Annotated in this window: 20 protein-coding genes and 3 tRNA genes; 14 read left to right on the forward strand and 9 right to left on the reverse strand. The window is 34.0% G+C overall.

What is annotated here, in order from left to right:
• Positions 1 to 26: 26 nt before the first annotated feature.
• Both GGR10_RS00185 and dksA read left to right on the forward strand, forming a co-directional pair.
• Complete coding sequence (locus GGR10_RS00185) at positions 27 to 560, forward strand: flavin reductase family protein (protein ID WP_034990078.1); 534 nt, start codon at positions 27 to 29, stop codon at positions 558 to 560.
• Positions 561 to 1740: 1180 nt separating this feature from the next.
• On the forward strand, positions 1741 to 2157 hold the full coding sequence (gene dksA / locus GGR10_RS00190; protein ID WP_010703810.1) for an RNA polymerase-binding protein DksA: 417 nt from the start codon (positions 1741 to 1743) through the stop codon (positions 2155 to 2157).
• 52 nt (positions 2158 to 2209) lie between these two features.
• Here the strand turns inward: dksA and GGR10_RS00195 are convergent, their stop codons facing one another.
• A complete protein-coding gene (locus GGR10_RS00195; RefSeq protein WP_182479399.1) occupies positions 2210 to 2749 on the reverse strand; it encodes a flagellar biosynthetic protein FliO in 540 nt (179 codons plus the stop codon).
• A 222-nt stretch (positions 2750 to 2971) separates the two neighbouring features.
• Here GGR10_RS00195 and GGR10_RS00200 point away from each other — a divergent pair, with 222 nt between their 5' ends.
• Positions 2972 to 5515: a response regulator gene (locus GGR10_RS00200; RefSeq protein WP_182479400.1), complete on the forward strand. Its 2544-nt coding sequence runs from the start codon at positions 2972 to 2974 to the stop codon at positions 5513 to 5515.
• 115 nt (positions 5516 to 5630) lie between these two features.
• On the opposite strand, the gene purN is transcribed toward GGR10_RS00200, so the two are convergent.
• Both purN and purM read right to left on the reverse strand, forming a co-directional pair.
• Complete coding sequence (gene purN, locus GGR10_RS00205) at positions 5631 to 6248, reverse strand: phosphoribosylglycinamide formyltransferase (protein WP_182479401.1); 618 nt, start codon at positions 6246 to 6248, stop codon at positions 5631 to 5633.
• A complete protein-coding gene (gene purM / locus GGR10_RS00210; RefSeq protein WP_182479402.1) occupies positions 6245 to 7327 on the reverse strand; it encodes a phosphoribosylformylglycinamidine cyclo-ligase in 1083 nt (360 codons plus the stop codon). Before purM ends, purN begins: the two co-directional genes overlap by 4 nt.
• A 170-nt stretch (positions 7328 to 7497) precedes the next feature.
• On the opposite strand from purM, the gene GGR10_RS00215 reads away from it, so the two are divergent.
• The 5 genes from GGR10_RS00215 to GGR10_RS00235 all read left to right on the forward strand — a co-directional run bounded on the left by GGR10_RS00215 (position 7498) and on the right by GGR10_RS00235 (position 10616).
• Entirely contained in the window at positions 7498 to 8709 is a 1212-nt protein-coding gene (locus GGR10_RS00215; RefSeq protein ID WP_182479403.1) for an AI-2E family transporter, read from the forward strand.
• Positions 8706 to 9401, forward strand: a complete 696-nt coding sequence (hdaA, locus tag GGR10_RS00220) for a DnaA regulatory inactivator HdaA (RefSeq protein WP_182479404.1) — start codon at positions 8706 to 8708, stop codon at positions 9399 to 9401. The genes GGR10_RS00215 and hdaA overlap by 4 nt, the downstream gene beginning before the upstream one ends.
• 634 nt (positions 9402 to 10035) lie before the next feature.
• Positions 10036 to 10112: transfer RNA gene (locus GGR10_RS00225), tRNA-Pro, on the forward strand.
• A gap of 85 nt (positions 10113 to 10197) precedes the next feature.
• Positions 10198 to 10506: an ETC complex I subunit gene (locus GGR10_RS00230; protein WP_182479405.1), complete on the forward strand. Its 309-nt coding sequence runs from the start codon at positions 10198 to 10200 to the stop codon at positions 10504 to 10506.
• A 33-nt stretch (positions 10507 to 10539) separates the two neighbouring features.
• Positions 10540 to 10616 (forward strand) — tRNA-Arg (locus GGR10_RS00235).
• Between the two features lie 314 nt (positions 10617 to 10930).
• Here the strand turns inward: GGR10_RS00235 and pcsA are convergent.
• Positions 10931 to 11719, reverse strand: coding sequence for a phosphatidylcholine synthase (gene pcsA, locus GGR10_RS00240; protein WP_182479406.1), 789 nt, complete (start codon positions 11717 to 11719; stop codon positions 10931 to 10933).
• A gap of 203 nt (positions 11720 to 11922) precedes the next feature.
• Here pcsA and GGR10_RS00245 point away from each other — a divergent pair, with 203 nt between their 5' ends.
• The 5 genes from GGR10_RS00245 (at position 11923) to GGR10_RS00265 (ending at position 14872) form a co-directional block, all read left to right on the forward strand.
• Positions 11923 to 13113 (forward strand): UbiH/UbiF family hydroxylase, encoded by a 1191-nt coding sequence (locus tag GGR10_RS00245; RefSeq protein ID WP_182479407.1) that lies wholly within the window; start codon positions 11923 to 11925, stop codon positions 13111 to 13113.
• Positions 13114 to 13161: 48 nt separating this feature from the next.
• The gene (locus tag GGR10_RS00250) at positions 13162 to 13620 is read left to right on the forward strand and encodes an NUDIX hydrolase (RefSeq protein WP_182479408.1); all 459 of its coding nucleotides are present in this window, start codon (positions 13162 to 13164) and stop codon (positions 13618 to 13620) included.
• Between the two features lie 315 nt (positions 13621 to 13935).
• Entirely contained in the window at positions 13936 to 14286 is a 351-nt protein-coding gene (locus tag GGR10_RS00255) for a hypothetical protein (protein ID WP_182479409.1), read from the forward strand.
• Entirely contained in the window at positions 14273 to 14572 is a 300-nt protein-coding gene (locus tag GGR10_RS00260) for a hypothetical protein (RefSeq protein ID WP_210268743.1), read from the forward strand. The genes GGR10_RS00255 and GGR10_RS00260 overlap by 14 nt, the downstream gene beginning before the upstream one ends.
• 210 nt (positions 14573 to 14782) lie before the next feature.
• Positions 14783 to 14872 (forward strand) — tRNA-Ser (locus tag GGR10_RS00265).
• A gap of 204 nt (positions 14873 to 15076) precedes the next feature.
• Here the strand turns inward: GGR10_RS00265 and GGR10_RS06805 are convergent.
• A complete protein-coding gene (locus GGR10_RS06805) occupies positions 15077 to 16399 on the reverse strand; it encodes an outer membrane protein (protein WP_246316817.1) in 1323 nt (440 codons plus the stop codon).
• 433 nt (positions 16400 to 16832) lie between these two features.
• Between GGR10_RS06805 and GGR10_RS00280 the strand changes: the two genes are divergently transcribed.
• On the forward strand, positions 16833 to 17342 hold the full coding sequence (locus GGR10_RS00280) for a superoxide dismutase family protein (protein ID WP_182479411.1): 510 nt from the start codon (positions 16833 to 16835) through the stop codon (positions 17340 to 17342).
• A 147-nt stretch (positions 17343 to 17489) separates the two neighbouring features.
• On the opposite strand, the gene GGR10_RS00285 is transcribed toward GGR10_RS00280, so the two are convergent.
• From GGR10_RS00285 to sufC, 4 genes are read right to left on the reverse strand one after another with little or no spacing between them, the layout of a single operon-like run.
• Positions 17490 to 17891 carry an SUF system Fe-S cluster assembly protein gene (locus GGR10_RS00285; RefSeq protein WP_182479412.1) on the reverse strand — a complete coding sequence of 134 codons (402 nt, stop codon included), beginning with the start codon at positions 17889 to 17891 and terminating at the stop codon, positions 17490 to 17492.
• Positions 17884 to 19128: an aminotransferase class V-fold PLP-dependent enzyme gene (locus GGR10_RS00290; protein ID WP_182479413.1), complete on the reverse strand. Its 1245-nt coding sequence runs from the start codon at positions 19126 to 19128 to the stop codon at positions 17884 to 17886. The genes GGR10_RS00285 and GGR10_RS00290 overlap by 8 nt, the downstream gene beginning before the upstream one ends.
• 9 nt (positions 19129 to 19137) lie before the next feature.
• Positions 19138 to 20406, reverse strand: a complete 1269-nt coding sequence (sufD, locus tag GGR10_RS00295; RefSeq protein ID WP_182479414.1) for a Fe-S cluster assembly protein SufD — start codon at positions 20404 to 20406, stop codon at positions 19138 to 19140.
• Between the two features lie 11 nt (positions 20407 to 20417).
• Positions 20418 to 21173, reverse strand: coding sequence for a Fe-S cluster assembly ATPase SufC (gene sufC, locus GGR10_RS00300; protein WP_010703793.1), 756 nt, complete (start codon positions 21171 to 21173; stop codon positions 20418 to 20420).
• Between the last annotated feature and the right edge of the window lie 57 nt (positions 21174 to 21230).

Genomic DNA, 21230 nt, shown 5'->3' on the forward strand with positions numbered 1-21230 from the left:
TTTTGAGAGCTATCTAAGTGAAAAATATGCAAAATCATACAAAAGATTTAATGCCCAAATTTCAACAAGTTGCTACGGTTTCTTCACAAGAATATCGGGATACTATGAGTTGTCTGGCAGGGGCAGTACATATTGTAACGACAAATGGTGCTAAAGGAAAGCGTGGAGTAACAGTTTCAGCTTGTTGTTCTTTATCAGATGATCCTCCGATGCTTCTTGTTTGCTTAATGCGGCATAATCCTGAAAATAAGCTGTTTATGGAAAATGGAAATTTTTGTGTCAATAGCTTAGCAGGAAAACATCGTTCATTGTCAGAAGTTTTTTCTGGACGCTGTGGTTTTACACAAACTGAACGCTTTAATACAGCTCAATGGAATGTTTTACAGACTGGTGCACCTAGCTTATCAGGTGCCTTGGCTTCATTTGACTGCCGTTTGATTTGTTGGCACCAACATGCGACTCATTATATTTTGATTGGTGAAGTTGTTGCGATAAACCGTAATCAAGAAAAAGACGCTTTAATGTATTTTAATCGTGACTATCATGTTTTATCTTTATAATTTCTGCTTTGTTATTGGGTAAGTTTTGCTTTGCATGTTTTTCATGCCTAAATTTTTAATAATTAGCCTTAGATTTTCTATCAATTGTAAAAAAATAATTATATATATCAATATTCTATTTAAAAATGTTAATATAAAACTTAAGGAGTTTTATTTTTTAATCACAATAACAATATGATTTTGGCTAATTTAAATTAGAAATACTGCTATTACTGATTTTTACGCTATGATTTATATATATTTATGCAACTTGATTCTTCTTTAAGAATGTTTTGTTTTTGTGAGTTGAAAAAATATTGATATAACAGTTATCGTTTAATCAGGTATAATAGGTTTTTAAGGGTATTTTTTCCAAAAAAATAAGCAACGCGCTTTTATATTTCAGGTGCGCTTTTGTCGGGTCTTACCAGGTAGTGGAGACCGAATGAAGAATTTTATTTCATAATTTTTATCAAAACTAGTAAATAAAAATATGAATTATACATAGGATAGATGCTAATTTCGTGTTGCTATTATTTTATGTCAAATAATATAGGGTGTTCAATATCTTCTACACTAGCTCCTTGTTATAGAAGTTTCATATAAAAACAATTAATGCTTTATATGGTGTTCAAGTTTTTGTATTATATTAGTGTTTGATTTTTGTATGAATAAATAAAGTGTATCAAATTTTGTAAGGTCATTTAGCCTTAATCTTGCTAAAGGAAAGGCGGGTTAATATACCCATTACTGCAATTCACGTTCTTATGTGCGTTGTTTGTGAAAATTTTTTTATTTGCTTTTGAAAAGGGAATGAGACTTAACTGCCAGAGCAGAGATTACAAAATTTTGTGCTCAATCTTTAATGGTTTAAAAACGGTTGAAGTTTCATTTTTGAAGATAATGAAAAACCAAAAAACTATCCTTTTATTTCTGCAGATTTTTTTTACATTCAATTAAGAAAATTATTTTCTAGAATTAATATGGCAGATTTTATAGTTTATGCTGAAATAAAAGAATTTATAAAACTTCTTTAAATAAAAATATTATGAAATTTCAAAATATTATACAAAAAATGAGCTAAAAAATTTGAATAATGAATTCAAGATATTCTTATTTTTATAGAAATATGTTTTACACTTGTGTTGATTTTGCGTATACAATATATAGACCACACATACCATATGTGGAGTTTTATGGCATGAATAAAGTTGTTAGCGGTCAGTATCGTCCTAGTGAAGATGAGCCTTTTATGAATGAGCGGCAAAAGGCATATTTTCGTGCTAAATTAATTTCTTGGAAATGCGATATATTAAAGGAAACCCGTGAAACTTTAGAGAGTTTGCAAAAAGAAAATGCTAATCAATCTGATTTGACTGATCGGGCATCTTATGAAACTGATCGTGCAATTGAATTGCGTGCTCGTGCTCGCCAGAGAAAGCTCATTGCAAAAATAGATGCAGCTTTGGAGCGTATTGATAATGGTACTTATGGGTTTTGTGAAGAAACTGGTGAACCTATTAGTATAAAACGTCTTGAGGCACGACCAATTGCAGTTTTATCATTAGAAGCACAAGAACGCCACGAACGACGAGAAAAGGTCTATCGTGATGATTAAAATCAATTTACGATCAAAAAGCAAAATACTCAATATCAGAAAATAAAGTACTTTATTTGGGAGTAGGAATAAAGAAAGATGGTTCTTGCCGTTCTTCAATTTCAGCTGTGAGTGCTGAATCTTTTAACTGTTTATTTTCAGAGGAGGGGGAGGAGATATTATCTTGTGTAGGTTTTATTGTACTGCTGGATAAAGAGGTTTGTTCAGTAAAGGTAGCATTGAGATTAGTTTCTGCCATTTTTGATGTTGGCTGTGTATCTCTTTGTGCTCTGTTATAATTTTCGTATGCAGTTTGTGTTTTAACAATATTAGACTCTATAACAGTATCTGTTGTTCCACCGATGAGAATTAAATGCTCTACATCATCGCGACGTATTAGAACAAGGCGGCGTGTACGATCAATAGCGATTGTGTCAGATATGATTAATCGTAATGGGTGCTTTTTTCTGTTGAAATTAAATCCTCCTTTATTCAAATAGCGCAAAAGCATTATAACTACAACAATTGCTGCAATTATTATTATAAGAAACACGAGGCTTGTAATTATATTTGCTGCAGATGTTCCTATATAGTTTGATAGCCAAATATTCATACTATTTTTTCCTTATTTCATAATGAAATCATTATTTTTTATTATGTAAGTTTATAAATCATTTTAAGAAGTTCAATAAAATGTGAAGTGTTGAGTGATTTCCATTGAGCAAATATACTTATATTATGTATAATAGAGAAATTAAGCATATCCTTCATAATAGTGATTGTTTGAAGATATTTTATAAGCTTCATGAAGCATCTACAATCGAGACAGATAGAGATGAACAAAGGTTTTAATGGCATGGACAAATTATTACCTCCTTCCATGCGGTGGGGAGCTATGGTCTGGGGGCTTTTTTTTATTGTAATTTTTTTGCTCATTGTCGGGTTTTTTGGCATTTTTTATCCGCAAAGCTATTTTCATCAGGCTTCTTTGATATCTTTTTTAGTTTTAGCGATTATAGGCATTGCTGCGCTTTTTTTGATAGGAATGGGTGTTTTGAGATATGATATTGGGTCATTGCATAAGAGCTTAGATTTTAGTGTCTTTGATGAGATAGATGATGCAATTGTAATATCTGATTTATCAGGTTTTGTTTATTACTCTAATCAGAATTATCAGAAAATTTTTACTTATAAACCTGAGGCTTCTTGTTATGCAGTTATTGCTGATCTTCCAGGTGCTAGCGCACTTTTATATCGCTTGAAAGTTGCGGCATTTAACAATCTTTCAGCTCAAGAAACATTAAAGATAGATCGGTCAATTTTTATTCATTCTATTCAGAAAAACATCGTATGGTATAATATTTCTGTTCAACCAATACTACAATGGAGAAAAAAGTTTTTATTTTGGCGTATCACTGATATTTCACATTTAGAAGAATGCCGTGAAACTTTTTGTTTGAATCTTCAAGAAGCTATCAATCATTTAGATCAAGCTCCTGTTGGATTTTTATCTGTTAATGCACAAGGAGTTATTATCTATGCAAATGCAGTTTTTGCCGAATGGTTTTCGATCGATTTGGCAAATTTTACTGTTGGTCAATATAGTTTTGATCAGTTCTTTAATGCTTCTGAAGTTAATAGTGTGTGGAGTGATATTTGTTTACAAAGTCACGAACATTACAATTTAAATCGTGCTACACCTTATACGTTTTCTTTGTTTTTAACTTCACAAACTGGTGATAAGAAAATATTGAATTGTTTTATGTGTATCTCTTCTCTCCTAGAAGATGATACTGTCTATCGCATTGTTATGACGCCGCAATCAATACAAAAAAGAGAAAGCGATTATCAATTAAAATTGTCGAATGCATTGATAGAGTATTTTGATGCAAGTCCTTTTGCAATAGCTGTAGTTGACCAGAAAGGGCAGTTTATTCATATCAATAACTCTTTTTTATTATTGATGGAATGTTCTGGCAAAACTATCAATTTTTATGATATTATACCTCACCAGGGTTGTGCTCAGCTAGAGCACGCATTTGAGAAGATTGCAAAAAATAAGAATGATCCAATTTCAATAGACATAGTATTAGAAAATAAAAAAGAGCGTCATTTTAATCTTCATCTTATGCCTCTGGTACAATATCATAATGATGCATTAGAAGATTTGGTGATTGTGTCTGTCATAGAAACGACAGAACAAAAAACACTTGAAGATAAAATGGTACAAAATCAAAAGATGCAAGCCGTCGGGCAGTTAGCTGGTGGTATTGCTCATGATTTTAATAATGTTTTAACAGCAATTTTAATGTCGTGCGATCTTCTTTTAAACACGCACCGCAGTTCTGATCCAGCGCATGCTGATCTTATCAATATCAAAAATAATGCTAATCGTGCCGCTGCACTTGTGCAGCAATTATTAGCTTTTTCTAGAAAGCAAACACTTAAACCTGAAAAAGTTGATTTTACAGAACTTTTATCCGATATTCGCAATCTTATTTTGTCTCTTTTAGGAAATAATATCCAGTTGAAAATTATTCATGGAAGAGATCTGTGGAGCGTTAAAGTTGATCAAGCTTCTTTTCAGCGTGTTATTATGAATTTAATAATTAATGCGCGTGATGCTATGCCGAATGGAGGCTTGATAACAATTAAAACAAACAATATTACGAAACAACAAAGTACTGAATTTAATTATGTTGGCTTTGTGAGTGGTGAATATGTACAATTGACCATTTCAGATACAGGAGAAGGTATATCTGCTTTTGTACAAGAAAAAATGTTTGAGCCGTTTTTTACAACAAAAGAAGTTGGTAAAGGAACGGGGCTTGGGTTATCAATGGTTTATGGCATTGTCAAGCAAACAGGTGGTTATATTTATTGTGATAGCCAGGAGGGAAAAGGAACGACATTTCATATTTTTCTACCTCGTTATATTTCTGATGTCAGCAATGAGATTTCTCCACAAATTGAAAAAGTAGAAGAGCAGGAAAAAAATACAGACTTAACAGGTTTTGCGACTGTTTTATTGGTTGAAGATGAAGACGCTGTTAGAATGGGCGGAGTAAAAGCTCTTCAAATGAGAGGATATACTGTTTTAGAAGCTGCAAGTGGAGTAGAAGCGCTTGCTGTACTTGAAGAAAATAAAGGTGCTGTTGATATTATTGTTTCCGATGTAGTTATGCCAGAAATGGATGGGCCGACTTTGCTCAAGGAAGTGCGTAAAAAATATCCTGAGATCAAGTTTATTTTTGTTTCAGGGTATACAAAAGATGCTTTTACTAAAAATCTTTCAAAAGATGCTGTTTTCGGATTTTTATCTAAGCCGTTTACACTCAAACAGCTAGCTTTAGCCGTTAAAGAAACGTTAGCACAGTAAAAATATTCGCAAAAATATTAATGAAGATAATAAGTTTTTATATCAAAATTTGTACTCATTAATCTAGAAAATAGATCAGTGAATTTAAAAGAAATATTTAACATAAGAGATTGTTTTAAAATGATAAAATCTGCTGTTGATAATCTATTATTTTATCGTTATCATTACCTTCAATGAATGCTTTTAAGGCTTGCGGGTAGAGTTTATGCTCAACTTGAAGAACTCTTTGCGCTAACATTTCAGGAGTGTCATTAGGGCACACTGGAACAGCAGCTTGAGCAAGAATCTTTCCTTCATCCATTGCTTCTGTAACAAGGTGAACTGTGCAACCAGTAATTTTAACACCTGCTTGCAAAACTCTTTCATGGGTATTTAAACCTTTAAATGAAGGCAAAAGGGAAGGGTGAATGTTAAGGATCCGTCCTTTATAGGGTTTTATGAAATGCGGTGAAATAAGCCGCATATAGCCAGCTAAGCAAATAATATCTGGTTGATATTGGGCTAAAATAGTAAGAATAGATTCTTCATGGGCTTCTTTAGTTGAGTAATTTTTACGATCTACAATATGAGTAGGCAAGCCATTAGCACGTGCCTTTTCAATACCAGCAGCATGGGATTTGTCGCAAATGACTGCAATGATTTCAGCAGGATAATTAGCTTGTTTGCTTTCTTTGGCAAGGGAAACCATATTAGAACCATTGCCGGAAATAAAAATAATTACTTTTTTTTTCATAAGTGAAGAGCACCTTTATAAGCAATTCTTTTATTTTGGTATTTTGTTAAAATACCAAGTGAAGTAACTATTTCTCCTCGTGATTTGAGTTCTTGTGTAATAGCTTCAACTGAGTTTTGTGCTACAATAATAACCATACCAATGCCACAATTGAATGTTCGTAGCATTTCTGTTTCTTGTATTTCACCTTTTTTGGCAATCCATGAAAATACTGGCGGCACATTAATAGCAGAAAGATTAATTTCAGCACAAAGGGAAGGGGGGAGGATGCGTGGAATGTTTTCTGGAAAGCCACCACCTGTTATATGGGCAAGAGCTTTAATCCCTTTATAATTTTGTATAATTGGCAATAGTGATTTGACGTAAATGCGAGTTGGTGTGAGAAGTGCTTCCCCAAGGTTCATTTTAGGGTTAAAGGGGGCAAGGTCATTCCATTTTAAACCACTTTGTTTAACGATCTGCCTGACGAGAGAAAAACCATTAGAATGAACACCAGATGAACTAAGGCCTAAAATAACATCACCTTCTGTAAGATCTTTTGAAGGCAACAATGAATTGCGTTCAACAGCTCCTACAGCAAAACCTGCTAAGTCATAATCTCCGTTTGCGTACATTCCAGGCATTTCTGCAGTTTCTCCTCCAATAAGAGCAGCGTTTGCTTGCTGACATCCTATTGCAATGCCTGAAACAATTTCAGCACCTTGTGTAGCATCAAGCTTTCCAGTTGCAAAATAATCTAAGAAAAAAAGAGGTTCAGCACCTTGGACAATTAAGTCATTAACGCACATGGCTACAAGATCAATACCAACAGTATTATGAATACCTATTTCAATAGCAATTTTTAGTTTTGTACCCACACCATCATTAGCTGCCACAAGAATGGGGTCTGTAAAGCCTGCTGCTTGTAAGTCAAATAAGCCACCAAAACCGCCGATTTCTGCATCTGCACCTACTCGTTTTGTTGAGCGTATATAGGGTTTGATATTTTCTATCATGGTGTTACCCATATCAATATCAACACCAGCTGCTGCATAAGTAAGGTTATTAGGTTTATTATTTGTTGGGTTTTTGTTGCTCATTGGAGCCTTCTTTATGAAAAATCAATTTTAATGTTGTTTACGCAATGCCATGATAGCACTATCTCTGCAAGAAATTTAATATTTAACATCCAGAAATAAATGATTGTTTACCTTGAACCTAAATGAAAGAAGTTGCATAATCTTTTGTAAAGGATTTTTTGAGGATATCGATGAATAAAATATCAGATAGTCATAATAACCCTAATTTACAGTCAATGAAAGAGAAAATCAAAGAAAGTAGCCTTCAAGGCCGTTATACTTCTTATGTTCCAGCTTATGCCCAAGTTCCTTTACCAAACAGTATGAAAAAACAAGTTTTTTTCTGGCTTGGAACATTGATTTTTTTTGTAATCTTTATGTTTGTTTTTGGATCAGTTTTACTTCCTTTTGTAGCAGGGATTGTGTTGGCTTATTTTCTTAATCCGATTGTACAATTGCTTGAAAAAGTTGGTATTCGTCGTGTTTTTGGTACGATTTTAATTACCTTATTTATTGTTGTTGTTTTTGTTGCCGCTTTAACAATTTTAATTCCTATTGTCAGTTGGCAAATACAACAATTTGTGAGTAGTGGTTTACCAATTTATGTTAGTCGCATTCAAAATTTTTTGACAGAATCTAATTTTGATTGGATAGGGCGTTATTTTGGTAGTGATCCAAATGAATTACAAACCGATATTAAAGTTCTTTTGGGGCAAAGCTCTGATTTTATTACGTCTCTTTTAAATTCACTTTTAAGATCAGGAAAATCCATTGTTAATATTATCAGTCTGCTTGTGGTAGCACCTGTTGTAGCATTTTATATGTTACTGGATTGGCAGCGTATGGTTGAAGCCGTTGATTCTTGGATACCACGAGATCATCTTGAAACTGTCCGCAGTATTTTTTACGAAATGGATAGAGCCATTGCAGGCTTTGTTCGTGGGCAAGGAACGGTTTGTTTAATATTGGGGGGGTATTATGCTATTGGCCTAACTATTACGGGGCTTAATTTTGGTCTTTTAATTGGTATGTTTGTTGGCCTCATCAGTTTTATCCCTTATATTGGTACAATGAGTGGGTTTATTTTATCTGGTGGTGTTGCATGGGTCCAGTTTTATCCCGATAATTGGGGCCGGATTGTTATTGTTATGGTTGTTTTTTTTATTGGCCAATTTATTGAAGGTTATATTCTTCAACCAAAGCTTGTAGGCTCATCAGTGGGGCTTCATCCGGTATGGTTGATGTTTGCACTTTTTGCTTTTGGTTCGTTATTTGGTTTCACGGGCATGTTGGTTGCTGTTCCTGCTTCTGCTGCCATTGGTGTTTTGGTTCGTTTTGCTCTTCATACTTATCTTAATTCTCAAATGTATTCACAAAGTGGGAATTCGGGGTCAGTAGAATGAATGAACATGAAACACAATTACCTTTAGACTTTTCTTATGAGTCGGTTTTTCGGCGAGATGATTTGGTGGTTACAGATAGTAATCGTATGGCTTTTCAGTTGGTTGATCATTGGCCAAATTGGGTATTACCTATTGCTGTTTTGGTTGGAAAAGAAGGATCTGGAAAAACGCATTTTTCTAGCGTGTGGGTACAAAAAGCTAATGCTTTAATTGTTCATCGTGATGAAATTGACCAAGTAATTACTGCAGCTTCTTCAGGTAGATCACTTTTAATTGAGGATATTGATACGGGAAAAATTAATGAAACTGGACTTTTTCATTTGATTAATAGTATTAAGCAGGCAAATCTCAATGTGCGTCAAGGTCAAGCTACTTTATTGATGACTGCTCGCACATTACCATCTACATGGGATTTAAGGCTAAATGATCTAAAAAGTCGTCTTAATTCAGTTATGTTGGTTGAGATTGATCAACCTGATGATGCATTGTTAACGGCTATTGCATTTAAACTTTTTTCAGACCGCCAGATTACTGTTCATTCAGATATTATCCACTATCTTGTAAGTCGTTGTGAACGTTCTTTATTTGCATTAAGATGTGTTATTGATTCTGTTGACAAATTAGCATTGCAAAGGAAAAGCAAAATAACACGTGCTGTTATTTGTGAAGTCATTAATACGCAAATGCAATAAATATATTTTGAGTTTTGTCGTTAGTTGTTTAATAAAAATATATGGTTTTGCTATTGGTCTTGAAGTACATAAACAGGAGAGAAGTCGCTAAATTTTCTGCTTTTATTTAACTGATAATGTTTGTGTAAACAGTAAAATGCATCATTGGTTAATTTTGAAAAGTTAAGAATCTAACTATTTCATATAAAAAGGGGATGAGGAGGCGATTTGTTTTCCTTTTGTAAGGATTTTTTTGTAGTTTGAGTACTGCAAAACATTTATTTTAATTGTATATTGGTCTGTTATCAGTAAGCTGTAAACTTTATTGAGTGGGATTGTTTATAAATGCAAAAATAGGGGGGTAGTTTTTATTGTGTTCAAATTATTTGTATTTAAATTACATTAGTCTCGGCATTCTATGGATAAAATAATAAGATTCGTTAAAGAAAATTACGTATGGAATTTTTTAATGTGTGCAGTCTAAGCTTTTTTAAAAAATATCATTTTTTTCTGTTTATAATATGTCATTGGCGATAAGAAATGTTTGAAAAAAGCTATTATCCATAAAAAAAGAGAACAAAATTTTAAAAAAATGTGTTTTACACTTGCACTTCTGTTGTGAAAATTTTAGGGAAGGGACATCAAATATAAATCGCGGAGCGTAGCGCAGTCTGGTAGCGCACCTGATTTGGGATCAGGGGGTCGTAGGTTCGAATCCTATCGCTCCGACCATATGTTTTATTTGATGTAAAAATGGATTCATTGAATAGCATACAGTGTTGTTATTTAAGCGTTGTGTCGTCTAAAGGGAAAGAATATGGTTGCACGTATTTATAGTCCGGCGAAAACATCAATGCAGTCGGGCAAGGCTAATAGTGGTTTTTGGGTTCTGCAGTATGAGCCGGAGAAAGCAAAAATGCTTGAACCTCTTATGGGATATACAGCGACATCAGATATAAATAGTCAGATAAAAATCCGGTTTAAAATGAAAGAAGAAGCCATTGCTTTTGCTCTCAAAAATTCTATTCCTTATCGTGTAGAAAATTCATGTAAGCCTTCTTTTCGGCGTGCTATCTCTTATTCTGATAATTTTCGTAGTGATCGGCAACAATCTTGGACGCACTAACAAAAAAATGTTTTTAAAAGGTAATCATCAATTGGTCCCGTAGCTCAGCTGGATAGAGCAACGGCCTTCTAAGCCGTGGGTCACAGGTTCGAATCCTGTCGGGATCACCAAATATCAATAAAATCAATAACTTAAATTATTTCTTGTATTTTTAAGTTATTTATTCAAGCATTAAAATCCTCTGATAAGCATTCTTATTTCAACTTATTATCAGTAAAATTATAGGTTATTTTCCTGCTATATTATATTGAAGTCATTTAAAATATGATGGAACAGGATTTACCACAGATTATAGGTCAAATTAATTATTTTAGTTTCTTTTTGTTACTGTTAGTCTAAAAAGTTCCATAATATATATTATGCGATTTTAAGATATTCTGGTTGCATCCCTTTCTCAAACTTTTTTTATTCATTAAATGAAAGTTTAATCACAATTTAATTTTGGATCACTCTTTTGTGCACCTAATGTAGGAAATAATTGCATGATGGCACCAATACAATAAATATAAATACCGGTGATCGAGATTCCTATTTTAATCCAATGTGGAGCGTCAAGTTGATAAAAAAATGCAGCAATACCAAATGAACACCACGCAAGAAAAACTGAAAGATTAAGCATACGTAAGCGAATAACTCTTATTGGGTGTATAAAATAAATTGGTAAAAAAGATAAAATTGCTGATAGGAAAATGATAACGAAGGCAATCCATTCCTCAGGTCGCACTACAAAAAGTGTGAAAATCATCATGTTCCAAACAACAGGAAATCCTTTAAAGAAATTTTCTTTAGTTTTCATTCCAGTATCTGCATAATAAATGGCTGATGAAATGACGATAATAGCGCTTAATAAGAATGATAACCCTGCCCCCATAAAACCGCTTTGATAAAGCGCAAAGGCTGGAATTAAAACATAAGTCACGTAATCAATAATGTTATCTAGCAGTTCACCAGACCATGTTGGAAGTATAGATTTTACATTAAGTTTACGTGCTATTGGCCCATCAATACCATCAACGAGAAGTGCAAGTCCAAGCCAATAAAACATAGCAATCCATTCTTTTTTAGATGCAGCTATTAAAGAAAGGAATGCTAAAAACGAACCTGAAGCTGTTAGCAAATGAACAGAAAAAGCCCTTGCTTGTGGCATTGTTACTGTTTTGGATCGCAATCGATCAGTGTTGGTTTTGATTTTTCTTGTTAATTTACGTCTCAATGTTTTTCTATCCTCACTTTTTAAGCTTTGTTCGTTTTATCTGTGTATCATTTTTCTCTTTATGTTGTATGACTAATCTGTAAAAAGAGTACAAGATTACCACTTTTTTGTATCGCAAAATTTATTACATTATGTAATAAGAAAAGAAATTCCTTATTTAAAATCATTAAAGTAATTAGTAAATTAGAAAGATTTAAGTTGTTGTGATTTTTGAAAAAAATGAATATAGAGATGTAGCTGTTATTGGTGCAGGTCCTGTTGGTATGTTAGCAGCACTTAGTCTTGCGCATAAAGGTTACACTGTTTTTCTCATTGGCCCCCCTACTCGTGTAGATGAATTACGAACAACTGCTCTTATGATGCCGGCGATTCATGCGCTTCAAAGATTAAATATTTGGGAAACTGTCAAATCTCATGCTGCAGCTTTATCTTTAATGAGAATCGTTGATGCAACGTCTAGGGTTGTACGTGCTCCTACTGTAAATTTTTGTTCTTCTGAAATTGGTAAAAAGGCTTTTGGTTATAATATTCCCAATTTAAAACTGAACAATGCTTTAATGGATGCCATTGAGCACACATCAGGTATTATAAGATTTTTTTCTTTAGCAAAATCCCTTCATCATGAACAAGATCATGTAAATATTACTCTTTCGGATGGCAGAGTTATTCAAGCATCGTTTGTTGTTGCAGCTGACGGTTGTCATTCTCCAACGCGAGCGGCTGCTGGAATTGGAGTTAAACAATGGAATTATCCGCAGACAGCACTTATTTTAAATTTTGCACATAAGTTACCTCATCAAAATATATCAACTGAATTTCATACAGAGGATGGTCCTTTTACACAGGTTCCGTTACCAGGAAATACATCTAGTCTTGTGTGGGTTACTAATCCCTCACGCGCCAAAGAGTTATTGGATATGCAACCAAAGACAATAGCAAAAGTGATTGAAGGTCAGATGCAATCAATGCTTGGTGAAGTAACAGTAAAAACGGCGATTCAAACGTGCCCTCTTTGGGGTCTTATCCCTCATTGTTTTGCTGCAAACAGAACAATTTTAGTAGGTGAAGCAGCTCATGTTTTTCCCCCTATTGGGGCACAGGGATTTAATTTAGGGTTTCGTGATGTTCAAACTTTGGTTGATATTTTACCTAACCAGATATCCAATTCTAATTTTAAAACAATTATTGCACAATATAACCGGCGCCGTAAATCTGATGTATTTATTCGCAGCGGATTTGTTCATACACTTAATCATACTTTACTTTCCAATATGTTTCCTGTTCATATTGTACGAAGCGTTGGGCTCGAATTATTACGTAATTTCTCACCGTTACGTAATTTATTGATGCGAGAAGGAATGCATCCTGGTGATGGATTAAAAGCAATAATATAAATTTTTACAATTAATTCTCAAATAACTACGCTGGTATGATAAGAAGAAATGAACGGCGCTGATATAGCTCATAGTAAATATATTTTAGTAGATGATGCACGTTTTTTACAAGTTGGTGCATTAGTTTATCGCATAAAAAATGGAAATCTTGAATTTCTCCTTATTACCAGCCGAGGATCTGGTCGGTGGATTATACCGAAAGGATGGCCAATTCCAAAGAAGTCTTTTTCACAGGCTGTACTGCAAGAAGCTTTTGAAGAAGCTGGAGTGCGAGGTGTTGTTGAAACATTTCCTATCGGCACATATGAATATGAAAAATTAGATTTACCAGTGGAAAAAAACGGTAAGTTCTGTGTCTATGTTTTTGCTGTACTTTATTCTTATCAAGAAAAAAAATGGCCAGAACAAAGTCAGCGTATGTATGAGTGGGTTACAGTATCAGAAGCGGTAAAACGCGTTAATGAACCACAATTAAAAGAAATCTTACTGCGTTATAAACCATGTTAAAATAATAGTGCATGGTAACTTGTTTTATACATTATCTTTTTTATCGATCACTTGCTAATATAAATTGCTATAAAATTATCATTTGAAAAAATAGACAAAAATACAAATTATTTAAAATTGGCGCTCGTGTAATTGTGCAACCAAGATAATAAAAAAAGAAAAGTAGTTTGGGTAGTAAAGTAATTTAAACTTTAAAAACCCTATATTCCTTTAAGCATAAATATCAAATTCAACATGGATTGGAACTTGTCAGTAATACAAGGGTTAATTATGTGCGCAGAATAGAAAAACATCGTTTAAATAAATGGTGACAGGATGAAATTAGGTAAAAATTTTAGATTAATTACTTTTTTTGCAATAATGATTTGCATTTCATCTGTAGTTATAGCTTCACCATATAAGATTTTCTATGACCCTTATTATAAAACGCCAGAGTATGTTTTTATTCAAAAAGTCACTAAAGCAGGCCAAAATTCATTTACTGCTTCGCAAATTAGAAATCGCCTCATAAAAAATGGCTTTCAAAATATTAAACAATTATATTTAGATGACAAGGGTATTTGGCGTGCTTTAGTAGAATTTAAAAATTGTAATTTTCTCATATCGATCGATTATTCTGGGGTAGTTAGCGTCCAAAGTGAAAGAAAAAAATATGATTGGTTTTAAAATTTATAACGAAATTAACCCAAATAACCATGGGAGAATTTCTTTAAAGCAAATTTATCATTTTATTAAAAAATCTGCACTCATTGGAAGTTTAAATGGTAGTATTTCAGGGGCAATTGCAACAATTCTTGCAGTTTACGGTTATATTGCCCTGCCAGGGTTTGGCCCAATCATTGTAATGGGTATAGGTATAGCGCTTTCTGTTGGTATCCTAATTGGTGCAATGATAGGGTTAATAATAGGTGCTATTATCGGTATAGTTTTTAGTTTTATGAATAACTGGTAATTTTAATTTTTCATTATAATACCAAACCATAAAATAAAGGCAGTGGAATTGTTAGTTTTAATTGAAATGCTTTATAGAAAAGTATATGGCTTAGTAGTTAAAATTAATTGAGCTTTAAGCATTAACTTAAAATGCTTAAAATCGTATTTAAGTGATTGACCTTTTTGGAGAAGCTTGTAAAAAGTACCTTATTAAAAAAGTATGTTTTTTGGAGGGGTGGTCGAGCGGTTTAAGGCACCGGTCTTGAAAACCGGCGTGCAGGAGACTGTACCGTGGGTTCGAATCCCACCCCCTCCGCCACTAAGGTTTGCACAACTTATAATGTATTTATTTTTTACGGTTATGTGAGTAAGATAACTAAAGTTAGAATCTAAGCAATTTTTATAAGTACAACTATAATTATTCCCCTCCCCTAATCCAAGAAACCACAAACAACGGGTAAAAATAAAAGCTCTACCGTATACCGTAGATAGAGCTTTTAAAATGATTAAAGTCCTAAATAAATTAGAATTTATAAGCGACACCAACCCGAAAATCATTAGTTTGGTAATCAAATTCTAATTTATCCCTAGCAAATTTCTGTTTACCAAAATCTGAATAGCGATATTCCGCACGTAAAATAACATTGTCAGCCATCGCAAAATCAACACCACCACCAAGAGTATAACCTACCATTATTTTTTTATCCGATAAGCTAGAAGAAGTTATTTCTCGACTTTCTATCTCAATTGATCGTGAAAAAATACTTTGAAGCTGCGCATAAGCAATACCGCCAGCAATATAAGGCACAATACGATCAGCTGTAAAACCTATACGTACTCGTGTAGCACCCGACCATTTTTGTTTTAAAGTGCTACTATAAATTTTAGTAACTTCCGCTATTTCATCTACTTGCTCTGTTTCCCTTATATGCCTTGCAGGCAAAGCTGACCTATTGCTATGTGAATATTCTGAAACTGAAGATCTGGTTTCTAATCCTTGCTGTTGTGTTACTTGGTGTTGTAGATTCTGCGTTTGCGCTTGTAGAGCATTTGACTGTACTTCTACAGACCTTGGAGATCTTAAAATTTGAGATTCAGAATCTCTGTTAGACTGTGTCTCTCTTCTCTGCATCTCATTTGGTTGAGATGATAATTGGCTAGATGATGAACGATCACTACTCCTCTGTGTTCGTTGTATTTTTAACGCCTCCCTCTCTTTAGAAGATGAAACTCCTTGCTTTGCTGCACTGCTTGTACTAGATGCGTGGTAATTTACAACTTCCGACCGCGACGTAGATGCATGTCTATATAATTTATGCCTTTCACTTTCTGTGTCTGGTCTTTCTTCTATTTCTTCTACCTCTTCTATTTCTTCTAGCTCTAATTCTTCAAATTTTCTTTTAGCAATAATTTTTGTATCCTGTTTATTAGACCAAACAATATCCGTATCAACGCCTAGAATAAGACTGTTCCCTAGATCAACATTGGCTCCTGCATAAAGCCCTCCCATAAAACCGGAAAGTTGAGGCAACGTGTCTTTCTCAACCGCTGTCCATTCTCTCGTACCAGGACCTTTTTTAGCGTATAAACTGATCCCTGTTTTTCCTGAAAAGCCACCAATCTGCCCTCCAAGATAGAAACCATTCCAAGAAAAAGTAGGTGCAGAAATGACTGGTGGAACATTAGAATTAGAACTCATTTCAACAGGTGGTGAAATTTGCCCTGATGTTTGAGGAGGTGAAACAACAGGCCTCGACTCTCGAGGTATCGTAATATCTGCAGCCTGTGCTACAGAAGCTGTAAATAGAGCGATAATGGATGTGCTGATTAAACATTTTGTGTTCATGAGTTACTCCGAAGATAATGTTGAGAACCACATAATGATACATTATCCTCATTACATAATCTTTTCAAAAAGAGCTATAATAAAAATGACACAATCATAAAAAATAAGTTCTATAGAACTTGAAATAATAAATTTGATTATAAGGCAGGAAATTAAGATTGACTATTAGCTTTTAGCAGATTTCAATTACTGATACAGATGAGCTTAGAAGTGTATGAAGATATTTTATAGTATGCTCAGAAGGTACTTAAAATTAAGGGCTAATAAAGATACATAGTAACGTATTGATTTCACATCAGAAAAAATTTTGTCACAAAATTTACAAAATTATAAAAATATTGTAACAGGTGGAATATGAGCGGGGCAATTAATACGTTAGATTATTAAAAAGAAAACTTTTTGTTTAATTTAAATTAGATGTGAAAGGTGCTCTATGAATAAAGTCTTTCCCTTATTAACATTACTCATGCTTTTATATTCTAGCATTTTTGCTTTAGCAGAATCGATTCAAGTAACAATTTATAGGCTGGAAGAAAACGATCTGAAGAAGTCTATTGGTAAGGTTACAATTCAAGAAAATGAATATGGTTTGATTTTTATACCAGATTTGTCTTCATTGCCAGAAGGTTTTCACGGTTTTCACGTACATATGTATCCTTCATGTGATCTGAAAGATGGTGTAATTGGTGGCGCTGCAGGAGGGCACTATGATCCACAAAATACCAACAAACATCTTGGACCTTACAATATAAATGGCCATCTTGGTGATTTGCCCATGCTTTATGTTGACGCGCAAGGTCGAGCAACCATGAGTGTTCTTGCTCCACGTATTAAAAAACTTACTGAAATTAGAAACCGTTCGTTGATGATACACATAGGAGAAGACACTTTTTCATCAGTAGGTGCTGGTGGTGCGCGTTTAGCGTGTGGTGTTATAAAATAATTACAATGTTCTCATTTTAGCTTTCTGTCATATTTCTTTTAAAAGAAATATGGGTGAAATTATAAAGATGGCATTTATTCATTTCTTTTAAAGGTAAATTAAGGGAAAAAATGCCATCTTTTTTTATATTTTAAGAAGGTGGCATTTTTAGTACCATCCAGTAGCGACTTGTGCTTCTTCTGACATACAATCGGGTGTCCATGGTGGATCAAATGTCATAATCACTTCAACATATGAAACACCTTCAACTGCATTTACAGCATTTTCTACCCACCCTGGCATTTCACCTGCTACAGGGCAACCAGGTGCAGTGAGTGTCATTTCGATTTTTACTGAACGATCGTCTTCAATATCAACGCGATAAATTAGCCCTAGGTCATAGATATTAGCAGGTATTTCTGGATCGTAAATCGTTTTAAGAGCAGAGATGATATCATCTGTCATACGCTCAATTTCAGCTTTTGGAATTGTTGATATACAAGCTTTTTCTTCTTCATTTTTTATGTCAACAGATTCACTAGAGTGACATGCTTCAATTGGTTTAACCATTAAAAAATTTCCTTGCTTTTTCCAATGCTTCAACTAATTGATCAATATCCTCATGGTTATTATACATAGCTAATGACGCACGACAAGTAGATGTTAAACCAAAATGCTGCAATAAAGGTTGTGCGCAATGTGTTCCTGCACGTATGGCAACCCCCTGCCGATCAATAAACATCGCGATATCATGTGCGTGAATACCTTCAATTTGAAAAGATATAATAGCACCTTTATTTGGAGAACAGCCATAAATGTGTAATGATTTAACGGTTTCAAGCCCTTCATGTGCATAGGTTGAAAGTGCCATTTCATGCGCGTAAATCGCGTTTCTATCCTTCTCTTGTATATAATCAATAGCAGCTGCTAACCCAATAGCTTCCACTATAGGAGGAGTGCCAGCTTCAAAACGATATGGAGGATTATTATAAGAAACTTTATCAATTGTTACTTCGTTAATCATTTCCCCTCCTCCCTGAAAAGGGTGCATTTCTTCTAGCCGACATTTTTTGCCATAAAGAACACCAATACCCGTAGGGCCATAGATCTTATGACCAGTAAAAACATACCAATCACAATCAAGATCTTGCATATCAACCGTTAAATGTACAGCTCCTTGAGAACCATCAATAAGTACAGGAATAGCATTTTGGTGCGCTAGCTTAATCATTTCTTTGATGGGAGGAACAGTCCCTAATATGTTGGACATATGGGTAATCGCAACAAGCCGTGTTTTATCACTTAAAGCTTTTTGGAACTCTTCAATGTGTAAAATGCCATTTTCATCAACTGGCACAAAAATAAGTTTAACACCTTTCTGTTCACGGATAAAATGCCAAGGAATAATATTTGAATGATGCTCCATAATTGTGAGAACAATTTCATCACCTTCACTCAGTTTAGGCATACCCCAACCGTAGGCTACAGTATTAATAGCTTCTGTCGCACTTTTCGTAAAAACAATTTCTTGAGCTGATTGAGCATTTAAAAAAGCGCGAACTGTTTCACGAGCATTTTCATAAGCTTGTGTTGCCATATTTGATAAAAAATGCATTCCTCGATGCACATTAGCGTAATGGCACTGATAGAGATTATTCATTGCATTAAAAACTGATTGAGGCTTTTGAGCAGATGCCCCACTATCCAAATAAGCCAATCGTTTACCGTAAACATCACATTGTAAAATAGGAAAATCACATCGAATTGCTTCTACATTATAATTCAATGTTTGTTTGTAATTTTCCATTTTTATGCCTTAAATATTCTTTTTTAACCACTCACCAATGATATCACCCAAAATAGCTTGAATGTTATCTTGCTCGATGTCATCAATTAATTCAGAAATAAATCCTTTAACTAAAAGCTCACGAGCGATTTTAAGAGGGATACCACGTGCCATCAGATAAAAAAGATATTCATGATTGATTTTAGCAACTGTCGCGCCATGACCACATGTAACATTATCAGCAAAAATTTCTAGTTCAGGCTTTGCATTAAATTGTGCATCATCAGAAAGAATAAGGCTATTACAAGCCATGCGTGCATCTGTATTCTGGGCTTTTTGTGCAACATGTATCATTCCTTGGAAAGCACCATACGCCTTATCTGTAACAACATTACGTATAATTTCCGTAGAAGTTGATTTTTCTTCAACATGACGAACAGTCATTGTAAGATCACTGTGTGTTTGCCTAGATAATAAATTTATTGCCCGTAGTTGAAAATTAGATTCTTGCCCTTGCAATTCAATGTCAATTTCTTGGCGGTTAAGCTGGCTACCTATATTAACCACGTAAAGCGATAATTGAGCATTTTTATCAAGCACTGCGTGAAATCGACTAAATTGTGTAGAATCAAAGCCCCTATCTCGGATAAGAATCCACGTAACATTACTATATTCTGCAGCATGTAATGAAAATATCGAGCTGGCAAAAGTATCTTTATTGCCACCAATTTGGCGCTCAATGATCGTAGCTTGACTATTTTTGCCAATTTTAATTTCTGAAAAAATATGTGATTGCCCACCCATTTGAATATTTTGCAATTCAATTGGATTATCTAATTTTGTATTTTCAGGAATCTGAAAAAGCCAACCATCTGTAACAAAAGCTGTATTTAATTGTGCAATAAAATCTTTATCTGTCGTGACTTTATTTATTTGTGCATGATTTTCTTTCAATGCATCTGCAAGACTTTCTACTATGACACCTGCTATTTGTGATAATGTACGTATTTTGCCGTTTTCAATAGAAAAAACAATATTTTCTGAAAGTAATGCATCGATCAGTTGCTCATTATTTATTTCTGAAAAGTCACTAATAGATTTTAATAAAGTACGTAGATTAGTGTAATGCCAGTTTTCAATTTTACGGGAAGGAAGCCCTGTTTTTTGAAATAATTCAATGGCCTGCTTACGTATTGTTTGCACTGCCCTATTGCCAGGCAAATGATCCATACGTTGGATAAATTTATTGATAATATCCTTTTCGATAGCTATCAATTCTTGCTGTGAGTCTATACTCATATTCAATGGCCTCAGGCTGTTTTACTGATAATGTCAGCATATCCATTTTGTTCTAGATAAAGTGCTAGTGTTTTATCTCCACTTTTAATAATACGGCCTTGATAAAGGACATGTACTGTATCTGGAACAATATAATCAAGCAAACGCTGATAGTGAGTAATAACCAAAAATGAGCGCTCTAAATTGCGAAGTTTATTAACGCCATTGGCAACAATTTTTAGTGCATCAATGTCTAAACCAGAATCCGTTTCATCTAGAATACAAAGAGTGGGTTCAAGGAGAGCCATTTGAAGAATTTCAGCTCGTTTTTTTTCTCCACCGGAAAAGCCAACATTCAATGGGCGTTTAAGCATGGCCATATCTATTTCAAGCTTAGAAGCAATTTCTTTTATACGTTTAATAAATTCAGGAATTTTAAGCTCTTCATTACCACGAGCTTTACGCTGAGAGTTTATTGCAACTTTTAAAAATTCCATTGTTGCAACACCAGGTATTTCCATTGGATATTGAAATGCTAAAAAAATACCATACACTGCACGTTCTGCTGGATCCATTTCTAAAATAGATTGTCCATTATAAAGAATATCGCCTTCTGTCACTTCATAATCATTATGACCAGCAAGTACATATGATAAAGTAGATTTTCCTGCTCCATTTTGTCCCATAATGGCTGCAACTTCACCGTTTTGAACAGTTAAGTTTAAACCGCGAATAATTTCTGTATTGGCCCCAACAATACGAGCATGCAAATTTTTTATTTCTAACATAATTTAATCCTGGTCTTGCTGTTTTATAATCTAACTTTCATCAAATTTACCAAATAC

Source organism: Bartonella chomelii (genome assembly GCF_014138465.1).
GTDB lineage: Bacteria > Pseudomonadota > Alphaproteobacteria > Rhizobiales > Rhizobiaceae > Bartonella > Bartonella schoenbuchensis.